The sequence below is a fragment of the Maribellus sp. CM-23 genome (assembly GCF_021354595.1).
GTDB lineage: Bacteria > Bacteroidota > Bacteroidia > Bacteroidales > Prolixibacteraceae > Draconibacterium.
Window position 1 is genome coordinate 166,638 of sequence record NZ_JADWYJ010000003.1, and the last position, 12,220, is coordinate 178,857.

General features: G+C 42.9%; 12 protein-coding genes. 6 read left to right on the plus strand and 6 right to left on the minus strand.

Annotated features, from left to right (window positions below):
• Positions 1-97: 97 nt before the first annotated feature.
• Together hutI and ftcD are read left to right on the plus strand one after the other, a co-directional pair.
• Complete coding sequence (hutI, locus tag INQ51_RS11735; protein ID WP_233378160.1) at positions 98-1,360, plus strand: imidazolonepropionase; 1,263 nt, start codon at positions 98-100, stop codon at positions 1,358-1,360.
• 100 nt (positions 1,361-1,460) lie between these two features.
• Positions 1,461-3,158 carry a glutamate formimidoyltransferase gene (ftcD, locus tag INQ51_RS11740; protein ID WP_233378161.1) on the plus strand — a complete coding sequence of 566 codons (1,698 nt, stop codon included), beginning with the start codon at positions 1,461-1,463 and terminating at the stop codon, positions 3,156-3,158.
• Positions 3,159-3,206: 48 nt separating this feature from the next.
• On the opposite strand, the gene INQ51_RS11745 is transcribed toward ftcD, so the two are convergent.
• Together INQ51_RS11745 and INQ51_RS11750 are read right to left on the minus strand one after the other, a co-directional pair.
• Positions 3,207-3,965 (minus strand): DUF5995 family protein, encoded by a 759-nt coding sequence (locus INQ51_RS11745; RefSeq protein WP_233378162.1) that lies wholly within the window; start codon positions 3,963-3,965, stop codon positions 3,207-3,209.
• An 80-nt stretch (positions 3,966-4,045) separates the two neighbouring features.
• Positions 4,046-4,402: a MotA/TolQ/ExbB proton channel family protein gene (locus INQ51_RS11750; protein WP_233378163.1), complete on the minus strand. Its 357-nt coding sequence runs from the start codon at positions 4,400-4,402 to the stop codon at positions 4,046-4,048.
• A 211-nt stretch (positions 4,403-4,613) separates the two neighbouring features.
• Between INQ51_RS11750 and INQ51_RS11755 the strand changes: the two genes are divergently transcribed.
• Together INQ51_RS11755 and INQ51_RS11760 are read left to right on the plus strand one after the other, a co-directional pair.
• Positions 4,614-5,675, plus strand: coding sequence for a sensor histidine kinase (locus INQ51_RS11755; protein ID WP_233378164.1), 1,062 nt, complete (start codon positions 4,614-4,616; stop codon positions 5,673-5,675).
• Between the two features lies 1 nt (position 5,676).
• On the plus strand, positions 5,677-6,390 hold the full coding sequence (locus INQ51_RS11760) for a LytR/AlgR family response regulator transcription factor (protein ID WP_233378165.1): 714 nt from the start codon (positions 5,677-5,679) through the stop codon (positions 6,388-6,390).
• Positions 6,391-7,429: 1,039 nt separating this feature from the next.
• Here INQ51_RS11760 and floA read toward each other — a convergent pair.
• Genes floA through INQ51_RS11780 form a run of 4 tightly spaced genes read right to left on the minus strand, consistent with a single transcriptional unit; the run spans position 7,430 to position 10,538 of the window.
• A complete protein-coding gene (gene floA / locus INQ51_RS11765; RefSeq protein ID WP_233378166.1) occupies positions 7,430-8,407 on the minus strand; it encodes a flotillin-like protein FloA in 978 nt (325 codons plus the stop codon).
• A 1-nt stretch (position 8,408) separates the two neighbouring features.
• A complete protein-coding gene (locus tag INQ51_RS11770) occupies positions 8,409-8,882 on the minus strand; it encodes an NfeD family protein (protein WP_233378167.1) in 474 nt (157 codons plus the stop codon).
• Between the two features lies 1 nt (position 8,883).
• Entirely contained in the window at positions 8,884-9,162 is a 279-nt protein-coding gene (locus INQ51_RS11775; protein ID WP_233378168.1) for an ATP-dependent Clp protease adaptor ClpS, read from the minus strand.
• Positions 9,159-10,538 (minus strand): SPOR domain-containing protein, encoded by a 1,380-nt coding sequence (locus INQ51_RS11780; RefSeq protein ID WP_233378169.1) that lies wholly within the window; start codon positions 10,536-10,538, stop codon positions 9,159-9,161. Before INQ51_RS11780 ends, INQ51_RS11775 begins: the two co-directional genes overlap by 4 nt.
• A gap of 155 nt (positions 10,539-10,693) precedes the next feature.
• Here INQ51_RS11780 and bcp point away from each other — a divergent pair, with 155 nt between their 5' ends.
• Together bcp and recA are read left to right on the plus strand one after the other, a co-directional pair.
• Positions 10,694-11,158 carry a thioredoxin-dependent thiol peroxidase gene (bcp, locus tag INQ51_RS11785; protein ID WP_233378170.1) on the plus strand — a complete coding sequence of 155 codons (465 nt, stop codon included), beginning with the start codon at positions 10,694-10,696 and terminating at the stop codon, positions 11,156-11,158.
• 8 nt (positions 11,159-11,166) lie between these two features.
• The gene (gene recA / locus INQ51_RS11790) at positions 11,167-12,192 is read left to right on the plus strand and encodes a recombinase RecA (protein WP_317207959.1); all 1,026 of its coding nucleotides are present in this window, start codon (positions 11,167-11,169) and stop codon (positions 12,190-12,192) included.
• Positions 12,193-12,220: the final 28 nt, after the last annotated feature.

Consider the following 12,220-nt stretch of genomic DNA (forward strand, 5'->3'; position numbering starts at 1 on the left):
CTAATTATTGAAAAGGTGGACGGAGAGTTGTGGTAGAAAAAGAAATGAGGAACTTTCCGGGCCAAAAGAATGAATTGAAAAATAAACATTTGAGTGTATGAAGTTATTATTGGAAAATATAAAAGAACTTGTTCAGGTGGAAGAGGATCCGGTGTCGTACCGGGCCGGTAAAGAAATGAGCAAGGTTAAGACCATCAAAAATGCTTTTGTAATTATCCGCGATGAGATTATCGAAGAGTTTGGGCGAATGGATCAGCTAAAAGATGTATATCGTGACGATGACCTGCTGATTGAGATCGATTGTTCCAACCGCCTGGTGTATCCCGCTTATTGCGATTCGCACACGCATCTGGTTTATCCGTCGGCACGCGAAAAAGAATTCGTGGACCGGATTAAAGGGCTTTCTTACGAGGAGATTGCACGTCGTGGGGGCGGAATTCTTAATTCGGCCAAACGCTTGCACGAAGCATCGGAAGAAGAGTTGTTCAACGACGCTATGTACCGGATCATCGAAATCATGAAAATGGGAACCGGGGCTGTGGAGATCAAGAGCGGATACGGTTTGAATACGGAAGATGAACTGAAAATGCTGCGGGTTATTCGCTGGATAAAAGAAACCGCGCCCATTTGTGTGCGGGCTACTTTTTTGGGAGCTCACGCTATTCCTGCCGAGTATAAAAGCAATCCGTCGAAATACGTTGATGTGATCATTAATGAAATGATTCCACAGGTGGCCGCCGAAGAATTGGCTGATTTTATTGATGTGTTTTGCGATCAGGGTTTTTTCACGGTAGAAGATACCGAACGGATACTGATGGCCGGATTAAAATACGGATTGAAGCCAAAAATTCATGCCAATGAACTGGGTTTAACCGGTGGTGTTCAGGTAGGGGTTAAATACGGCGCATTGTCGGTCGATCATCTTGAATTTATTGAGGAGAACGAGATTGCAGCCCTGCAAAGCAGCGAAACCATGCCAACCGTATTACCCGGAGCAGCTTTTTTCCTGGGGATGAAACTTTCGCCGGTACGCGAAATGATCGAAGCGGGTTTGCCCATCGCGCTGGCTTCTGATTTTAACCCGGGATCTTCGCCCAGTGGCAACATGAACCTGGTTGCCGCCATGGGATGTATCAAATACAAAATGCTTCCGGAAGAGGTGATCAACGCTACCACGCTAAATTCGGCCTATGCAATGGGTATCAGCGATTCGTACGGCAGTATTGCCCGCGGAAAGGTAGCCAACCTGTTTATTACTTCCGAGATTCCGGGTATTGAGTATATCCCGTATTATTATGGTTCAAGTTTGGTCGAAACAGTTATTCTGAATGGTGAAGTTCAGACTTTCGAACGCTGTTAAAAATCATTCCCTTTGCCATCCCCTTGTTCTAAATTCGCCTTTCAATAGGATGATACTGAAAATCTGTGTGACATAATTTCACGATTGAAAAAACTGTAGTATGAAGAAAATTATTGAGTGCGTGCCTAACTTTTCGGAAGGCCGCGATATGAGCATAATCAAAGAAATTACCAATGCTATTGAAAGTGTTGCAGGCATTAGTTTGCTGGATGTTGACCCGGGAAAAGCTACGAATCGCACGGTGGTTACTTTTGTGGGTGAGCCGGAAGACGTGATTGAAGCAGCTTTCAGAGGAATTAAAAAGGCCGCTGAAGTGATTGATATGAGCAAGCATAAAGGAGAGCATCCGCGCTTTGGAGCTACCGATGTTTGCCCGCTGGTTCCGGTGGCAAATGTTACCATGGAAGAAGCTGTGGTTTATGCCCGCCAACTGGCTGAAAAAGTGGGAACTGAGCTGGGCATTCCTGTTTTTTGTTATGAGTTTGCTTCTTATAAAGAGAAACGCAGAAGTTTGGCCAATTGTCGCTCGGGTGAGTACGAAGGCTTGAAAGACCGAATCTCAACTGCCGAGTGGAAACCCGATTTTGGTCCCGATTCGTGGAATGAACGTGTAAAAGGGAGTGGTGCAACAGCCATTGGAGCACGTAATTTCCTGGTGGCCTACAATGTTAATTTGAATACGACTTCTACCCGAAGAGCCAATGCCATTGCTTTTGATATCCGCGAGGCGGGGCGTGTATTGCGCGAAGGCGACCCGGTGACGGGGAAAATTGTGACTGATGAAAACGGTGAACCTGTCAGAATTCCCGGAAGCTTGAAGAAGACGCGTGCAATAGGTTGGTACATTGACGAATACGGCATTGCTCAAATTTCTATAAATCTTACCGATATTTCGGTGACGCCGGTGCATGTTGCTTTTGATGAGGTGTCGGAGAGGGCGCGTGAACGTGGACTCCGGGCAACCGGTTCCGAATTGGTGGGGCTGATTCCGTTGCAGGCAATGCTGGATGCCGGGAAATATTTTCTACACAAACAACAGCGCTCCACAGGTATCTCGGATGAGGAGATCATAAAAATTGCCGTGAAGTCGCTGGGTCTGGACGAGCTTGGTCCTTTTGATCCTAAAAAGAAGATAATTGAATACGTCATCGAAGATAAAGCAGCCCGAAAACTGATCGATTTGACACTGACTCAGTTTAAAGACGAAACGGCTTCAGACTCTCCTGCACCCGGAGGAGGTTCTATTTCTGCTTATGTGGGGGCATTGGGAGCTGCACTTGGAGCAATGGTGGCCAACCTTTCGGCGCACAAGCGCGGTTGGGACGACCGTTGGGAAGAATTCTCGGAGTGGGCAGAAAAAGGAAAACTGTATCATTCGGCCTTGCTGCGGTGTGTGGACGAGGATACCGATGCTTTCAACCAGATAATGGCGGCTTTTGGCTTGCCCAAATCTACCGAACAGGAGAAGGCAGAAAGAAAACAGGCCATTCATAATGCGACAAAAAATGCCATTGAGGTTCCGCTAAAAGTTATGCAACTGGCGCACGATTCACTGGAAGTGATGAAAGCCATGGCTGATTTTGGCAATCCGAACTCGGTATCGGACGCAGGAGTGGGGGCGTTGTGTGCGCGAACCGCTGTTGAAGGCGCTTATCTGAATGTAAAGATCAATGCGGCCGGGTTTGGAGATAAGGAGTTTCTGAGCGAAAAACTTGCCCTTGCTGATGGATTGTTGCATTCGGCCAAGCAAAAAGAGGCAGAAATTCTGGCGGTGGTTTACCAAAAAATTGAAGCTTAGTAGAGATATAGTTGAAATAAGAAAAACGCGGTGGCCCGGAATGTCGGGTTACCGCGTTAGTTTTTCTGTTTTCTCAGCCACTGTTCCTTTTTCGGTCAGTCGAATGATCCAGATTATAAACTGAATCCATTTTCCGGGCCTGGTCACGATTTGTTCGATCCTGGCAACTTTCTGATCACGAATCGATAGCTGCTCCGGCCGGTCAGAATGTTTGTATAGTACAAATTCGGTTGCAAATTTCCAGGCGCCGTCGCGAGCTATTTTCATACTAAAATCCACTACGTAATTGTCTATCTTGCCTGAAAGCGAAAGTATTTTCCGCAGAAAAGGCCAGATGGAAGAAAGGTTTTCCTGAACCTCATTGACCAGCGACGATAGTATTTCATTGATCTGCTTAAAATCATTTTCCAGCGAACCGATCGTATCGGTGTCCGAAACTTCTGCAGCCGCAATTCCCAGATCGAGGTTGATGTGTGCATTCATTCCAAGCAAGAGGTGCTGAATAACCAGTAACTGTTTGTTTTCTGCCTGCTGGAAAGCTTTTTCCCACGATAACGATACGGGCCGGCCTGCGTGCCAGTCGTAGTAAGCATCAATGTAACGTTTGGCAAAAATCACATCAAGCTTTTCCATTCTGGGGTCATCGTCAAAACGATTCGTTTGAATGCCTTCCTTTACTTCGATTGTAACTCTTTGGTAAAGGGCAGCGAAATACCCAAGTGTGTCTTCGTTTTTAATGGATTCCTGAATGATCGAATCAAGGATTGCAATTACGTCGTCGATCGAGTTAACGGGCTTTCTGTTCATGTTTGAAAAGTTATTTTACAGATAAACAGTTTAGGCCCCAAAGTGTTGACCGACGATCATCGCCGGAGAGAAGATGCATTTTAGTTCTTTCGCATCGCCACTAATGCAATAATGGCCAGCCGGGCAACTATAAAAACGAATATTCCCATCAGCGGATCGACCAGTGCCATTTTCAGACCGTGGGCAAGCAGGCTTGGAGTCAGTTCACCATGTGCTTCAACGGCGTCAAAGGCATGGATCAGTCCAAAAGTTCTTCCCATAAATCCCCAGGCTACGGCAAACCAGCCAATGTGTTTCATTAGATCCATGAGCTTTGGGCGGCTTTCTTTTTTGAGGAGGGCTAGGGTGAACAAGGCAAGAATAATGATTAAACATGCGAAAATGGTCACGGTAAAAACAGGGCCTCCATCGATAAATTTTCCAATAATACTTTTCATTGTTTTTAGTTTTTGATTGATACTGATTCAAATCTAAGGAAAGCCTGCATGTCTTGATTTTTATTGCGACAGATGCCCGGAACCATACGCTTTCTAACAAATTTAGAGGTATAAACGGAATTTTGTACTGAGATTATGTCAAAAATAGGGGTAAATCCGCATTCCATCGATAATTGAAAGGGAATCAGCAGATTTTCAGTAATATTGTTTTATGATCGCGTTCAAAAAACCGAAGATAAAAACCATTTTTCTGCACCTGCTTTTCTGGATTGGAGTGTGGTTCTTCTTTTATTACTTTTTTAGTTACAATTCGAACGATCAGCGCTACATCATCTGGTTTTCCAGTTGCTTGCTCCCCGTAACAATGGCGGTTACCTATTTTGTGGTGAATTACCTGATTCCTAAATATCTGCTGGTAAAGAAATATGTATTGTTTGCTCTTTACAGCTTTTATACCATTGTGGTTTCCTCGTATATTATTGTGTTAGTCTTGTACGGCTGTCTTATTTTTCTTCTGAGTTTTAACACGGCTGTGATGCCACCCATGAGTAAGAATTTCCTGTTTATTCTTATGCTGGTTTACATGGTTTCGGGAGCGGTAAGCTTTTTTACTTTGCTGAATCACAATTTTAAAACAGCCTCTCAAAACCGCGAACTTCAGAATAAAATTCTGGAAACGCAGTTGCAAATGAAAGACCAGGAATTGCAATACCTGAAAATGCAGATACATCCTCACTTTTTATTCAATACTTTAAATACTATTTACGGTTTTGCCTTAAAGCAGTCGGTGCAAACGCCCGAAATTATCCTAAAACTTTCCAATCTTCTCGACTATATTCTGTACCAGGTTAACAAGCCGCTGGTGGAGCTTAACCAGGAGGTTCAGCATATTAAGGAATACATTGAGCTGGAAAAGATACGGTTTAAGGATACATTGAAGGTGGAATTCAGCAGTGGCGAAATCAGCGATAAAATTCAGGTTGCGCCCATGTTACTAATGCCTTTTGTTGAAAATGCATTCAAGCACGGTAACCTGGTAGATGGATTTTTGAACATTGACGTGGATATCCGGTTGGATCAAAACACTTTGCATTTTAGGATAGGAAATACCTGGCTCGGTGAAAAAAACGGAAAGGAACAGTCTGGAATCGGATTGGAAAATATCCGAAAAAGGCTGGAACTCAATTATCCGAATCGGTATAAACTGAATAGCGAGGTGGAAAATAACTGGTATTGGACCGAGTTATCCATTGAGAACCTGGAAATGACATAAAATGGAAAAGCGAATTAAATGTTTGGTGGTGGACGATGAACCGGTGGCCCGCGAAATTTTGGAAAGCCACCTGGAAAAACTCGAAAGTTTTGAGTTGGTGGGCTCCTGTAAAAGTGCCATCCAGGCTTTTCAGGTAATAAGCAGTCAGCCTGTCGATTTAATTTTCCTGGATATTAATATGCCCGAAATGTCCGGACTGTCGCTTGCGCGCTCGATTAATAGCAATGTGAAGGTGATTTTCACCACGGCTTATCGCGAGTACGCAGTTGACGGTTTTGATTTGCAGGCAGTAGATTATTTGCTAAAGCCCATTTCGTTTGAGCGTTTTTTAAAGGGAGTTCAAAAATATATGCAGGAAAATGTGCCGGTAAAAAGCAATGAAGCAATTGTTTCGGAAACAGAAGATTCCGAATTCTTCTTTGTGCGGTCAGAACGGAAGATGGTTCGGATTAAATTTTCAGACATTCGTTTTATTGAAAGCATTGCCGATTACATAAAGATTCACTTGCAGGATAGAAATGTGGTTACGCGCGAAACCATTTCCAATATCGAATCAAAACTGCCACAAAATGATTTTCTGCGGATTCACCGGTCGTACATCGTAGGAATTAAAAGTATTGAATCGTTTACCTCTGAATACATTGAAATGGGGAAAAGGCAGTTACCCATAAGCAGGAGCTATCGGGAGCAGGTACTGAGGAAGTTAGAGATTTGAAATGTCTGGAAAATAAAAAAGGACGGGTCAACACCCATCCTTTCATCTAACTAAACCAATAAAACTAATCAAACCTAAACTTATGAACTAAAACTATGACACAAAGGTAAGGTGTGTTTGAGAAATTAAGGTTACCCCAATGTTAAAAAATATGCTCTATAACATATGATTTATCTATGAGGATTAAGTTCCGTCTATTGATAGGATTTTGTTTTTGAAATGAGGGAGGAGTTGGCTTCGGGATAATGAATTAGCAAAAGGTATGAAGTTTTGTAAAACAAAAAAGGACGGGTCAACACCCATCCTTTCATCTAACTAAACCAATAAAACTAATCAAACCTAAACTTATGAACTAAAACTGAAGCAAAGGTAAAGCGAAAATTGCAGATGGAGGTTAAGTCAATGTTAAAAAACATGTTTTATAACATATAGTTTATCTATGGCCATTTGGCGATCTCTATTTCTGAGGTTAAGCGTAAATGATGATAGGATGCCGGGGGAAAAATTGGAAGCGGGTTGGATGATTGGTGAGGAAAATAAAAAAGGATGAGTCAACACCCATCCTTTCATCTAACTAAACCAATAAAACTAATCAAACCTAAACTTATGAACTAAAACTGAGGCAAATTTAAAGCGAAAATTGCAGATTGAGGTTAAGCAAATGTTAAAAAACATGTTTTATAACATATAGTTTATCTATCGCCCTTTGGCGTACTCTATTTCTGAAATTAAAGGAGAATGATGGTGTTGGTGGTGAAAATTCTGAAGCGGATCGGATGATTTGTGAGGTCATTAAAAAAGGACGGGTCAATACCCATCCTTTTCACTAACTAAACCAATAAAACTAATCAAACCTAAACCTATGAACTAAAACTTATGGTACAAAGATATGTTGCATAACATTAATGCTGGTGCCAAGCGTGTTAAAAAGTGTCAAATTGAATGTTTTTATATCAGTAAATTAACATTGAGGATGAAAGGCATAAAAAAAGCCCTGTATCAAGTATACAAGGCTTTTAGTATTTTATACAATAGTTTGCTATTCTTTGCTTTTGCTTCCTTCTCCGGCTATTGAATCGCGCATGGAAGTGTCGGCCATAATGTTTTTGTATTTCATGTAGTCCATTACTCCCAGGTTGCCGGTTCTGAATGCTTCTGCTATTGCCAAAGGAACCTGAACTTCAGCCTCGATAACTTTTGCACGGGCTTCCTGCGCTTTGGCAATCATTTCCTGTTCCAGGGCAATGGCCATCGCACGGCGCTCTTCTGCTTTGGCCTGCGCAATGTTTTTGTCTGCTTCTGCCTGATCCATTTGTAGAACTGCTCCGATGTTTTTACCGATATCGATATCCGCAATATCAATGGAAAGAATCTCAAAGGCTGTTCCGGCGTCGAGGCCTTTTTCCAACACTACTCTTGAAATAAAATCAGGATTTTCAAGCACAGCTTTGTGAGAGTGCGAAGAACCGATGGATGAAACAATTCCTTCTCCAACACGGGCCAGAACAGTTTCTTCTCCCGCACCACCCACCAGTTGGCGGATGTTGGCGCGCACTGTTACACGTGCTTTTGCAATTAACTGTATGCCATCTTTAGAAACGGCCGTAACCGGAGGAGTGTTAATCACTTTCGGATTTACCGACATTTGAACAGCCTCAAAAACATCGCGACCCGCAAGGTCGATAGCGGTAGCCATGTTAAAAGAAAGTTCAATATTTGCTTTTGCAGCCGAAACAAGGGCATGAACAACTCTGGCCACATGTCCACCTGCCAGGTAATGCGCTTCGAGTGCGTCACGACTCAGTGTTACGTCGGCTTTTGTGCCCTCAATAAGTGCCCGAACAATAACTCCGGGAGGTACTTTTCGGAAACGCATCAGAAAAAGCTGGATCAGTGAAATTCGTACTCCCGATACCAGAGCTGAAAACCAAAGTCCGATTGGTATAAAATAAAGGACGATGAAGAGTAATACAATTACTCCTACAATCATTCCCCAGGTGCCTGCTGCTTCAATCATTTTATTTTTTATTTATAGGTTCAACAATAATTTTATTGGAAACGATCTTTAAGACCTTAATCGGGATGTTGTGATCGATGAATGATCCAGTAGATTGTGCTTCCACCACTTCACCGTTTACCCTTACTTTTCCGGAAGGAGCCAGCCGCCCGATGGTTTTTCCGGTGTCTCCGGTTTTTATTTTCTCGACATTGATCAGGTCAACTTTGCCGTCAATGTTTTTTTCGAGAATCATCTTTTTCCCTGTTCTCGATTTGAAAAAGTAATAAACCATTGATGGGGCAAGTAGCAGTACAGTGGCCAGCGTAATAAAACCGGCCCCTGTTCCCAGATCGGTAAAGGCGATATAAACGCTGGCGATCAACAATAAAAAACCTCCGATCCCGGCAATGGTAACTCCGGGAATCACTGCGAACTCGATCAGTAACAAAACCAGTCCGAGTAATATTAATAGTATAATGGCAAAAATTGACATATCAATCTATGGTTGCATTTAGTTCTCGTCCAATCAGTGCGTCTTTCATTGGTTTTAGTTCGGAGAAGCTACCTTTCTTAACATCGCATTTCCCCTTGTAATGAACCAGATAAGTACATTGTGTTGCCTGTTCAATTTCGTGTTCACAAATGTCGATCAACGCATCAATCACATAATCAAAGGTATGAACATCATCGTTGTAAAGAATCAGCGAATTTTCTTTCAGTGTTTCTTCATTCGATTTATCAACAGGAATATTTTTTGGTTCCTTTAATGTCATTGTTCTGCCTCCAATTTTTTTGCTTCACTCAAAGTTATTCTTTTTCCGTTAAAATACGGTACTACAAATGCATCTTCTACACCCTCCCTGCGCACCTGAGTCTGCATTTTTTGTGCGTCTTCGTAATTGGTAAGATTTCCGGTGGTGTATACTACCACGCCTTTTTCGTCGGTGTATTGATCAATTTTCCGGATAAGTGATAGCTTATCAAACTGTCTTTTAACGTACGAAGGCAACCCACGGCTATAAGCCCCAATCTGAATTTTATAAACCAGCTCGTCTTGTTGTTCGGCGGCAGGTTGCTGGTTTGCCGGAACAACGGCAGGTAGAATTTCGGTCGAAATAATCAAGGCGGTATCCAGAGCTTCAGCTATTTCAGCTTGTGGTTGATTAAGCGAGGCAGCGTGCTCTTTCAAAGATGCGATAAAATCTATTTTCTCCAGTTCTGGCTGCGAGTTCCAGTAATCGGTTTCTGCCCGTTGTGCGGTTTGAAGACTTTCGCGGGTGTCGCGCTGAAGGGTAAACAAACTGCCTTCAGCATCAACGATCTTTTGCCCCAGCGCATTTTTTAGCGAAGAAGTATTGGCTTCTGCATATTTGCGGCGCCATTCATCGAGATTACGGGTTAGCGAATCCAGTTGGTAGCTCAGTTGTTTCCATTTTAAGTACGACTCCAATCCTTCCTCTGTTTGAAAATTGGAGGTTTCCACGTACATCATTTCGCTGTTTACATCAAAATTAATGGGTGCTGGTTTTTGTTTTTTCCCGGGAACTGCTACCGGGGCCTCAATTTCCGTTTCTTCAGCTAAAAAAGAGTCAGGTAAAATAGAATCTGTAACTGCAACGTATGCTATTGTGTCGGTCTCTGCTTGCGGAGTTTCTTCTTTGGCTATTGGCACCGGTGCAATATCTTCGGTTTCTACCTCAAACGGGCTGAATTGGTCCCTGCATTGCTGAATTTTTTCAGACAAACCGAGTGCCGTCTGCTCTTCCTGCGCGGCTGTTTTTTGGTACTTTAAATAATGAGTCAGGGCATTGTCCCATTGCTGCATTGCCTGGTATTGAATTCCCAGGTAATAATCCGTTTTCAATGGCGACTCACCGGTGCTTCCTTTTAATAAATAATTGATCTCGTTGGCGCCGTAATGTCCGTTCTCAGTCCGGCTGGCACCGTAATAGTAGTTGATCATCAGATTGTCGGGACTCTGCAGTATCAGTGGACTTAATAAAGTTTCAGCGTCTGTATACTTTTCTTCATCAAATCGTTGGATGGCTTCCACCAGCGGATTTTTCTGAGCCTCAGCGAAAAAAGGCAGTCCGGCAAACAATAAAATGAAACAGCTTGTTAGAAGTATGTTGATTTTTCTCAATTCCATTGCTGAAGTGGCTTAAAATTTCGACAGGTAAATTTAACAAAAATCAATTCTTTGGAGAATTTAAATTAGTCTGAATTGATGTGCAAGAAGTGAAATGGAGACCTGAGTTTTATCATTTAATCAGTTATATTTGTAAACAGAATGAAGCAAAAATCATGACAAATTTAAAAGTTGGGGATAAAGCTCCCACATTTGAAGGGGTGAATCAAAGTGGCGAAAAGGTTGCTTTGAAAGATTTTGAGGGGAAAAAGCTGATCCTGTATTTTTATCCAAAGGATAATACGCCCGGTTGTACAGCAGAATCGTGCAACCTGAACGATAATTACGATGCCTGGCTGGCCAAAGGTTTTGATGTGGTGGGGGTTAGTCCCGACAGCGAAAAATCTCACCAGAAGTTTATCGATAAATTCGGCTTCCGGTTTAACCTGATCGCCGATACCGAAAAAGAAATACTGGAGTCTTACGGTGCCTGGGGCGAAAAATCGATGTATGGCAAAAAATACATGGGGGTTTTACGCAAAACCTTTGTTATCGATGAAAAGGGTGTAATTCAGGAGATTTTCGAAAAAGTAAACACAAAAGATCACACCAACCAAATTATCAACACACTTAACTTATAGACCAAAACATGACGAGCGAAGAAAAAAGTCTGATGAATAAGGAAAAGCTGAAAGCGCTTCAGCTTACCATGGATAAAATTGAAAAGAGTTACGGAAAAGGATCCATTATGCGTATGGGAGATAATCCGCATGTGGATGTGCCGGCCATTTCGTCGGGTTCCATTGCACTGGATGTGGCACTGGGAGTTGGCGGCTATCCCAAAGGACGTATCGTAGAAATCTACGGTCCGGAATCTTCGGGAAAAACCACACTTGCCATTCATGCGATTGCCGAAGCTCAAAAGGCCGGAGGTATTGCTGCCATCATCGATGCAGAGCATGCTTTTGATCCGTATTACGCCAAAAAACTAGGTGTAGATATCGATGAGTTACTAATCTCGCAACCCGACAACGGGGAACAGGCACTTGAAATTGCCGACAACCTGATTCGCTCGGGAGCTTTGGATATTGTGGTGATCGACTCGGTGGCTGCATTAACACCCAAAGCAGAGTTGGAAGGCGAGATGGGCGACTCAAAAATGGGCTTGCAGGCCCGTCTGATGTCGCAGGCTCTCCGTAAACTCACCGCCAACATCAACAAAACGAAAACCTGCTGTGTGTTTATCAACCAGTTGCGTGAAAAAATTGGCGTAATGTTCGGTAATCCCGAAACAACCACCGGTGGTAACGCGCTTAAATTCTATGCTTCGGTTCGTTTAGATATCCGCCGTATTGGCCAGATCAAAGACGGGGAAGAAGTAAACGGAAACCATGTGCGCGTAAAAGTGGTGAAAAACAAAGTGGCGCCACCATTCCGCAAAGCCGAATTTGATATTATGTACGGCGAAGGAATTTCCAAATCGGGCGAGATCATCGATTTGGGGGTTCAGTACAATTTGATCAAAAAAAGCGGTTCGTGGTTCAGTTACGGGGAAACAAAATTGGGTCAGGGGCGCGAAACTGTGCGTAACCTGGTAATGGACAATCCTGAATTAGCCCAGGAATTGGAAACCAAAATAGTTGAAGCGATAACCGGAACCCTTACGATGGAATAATAATATTATACATAGACAGAATTTGCCG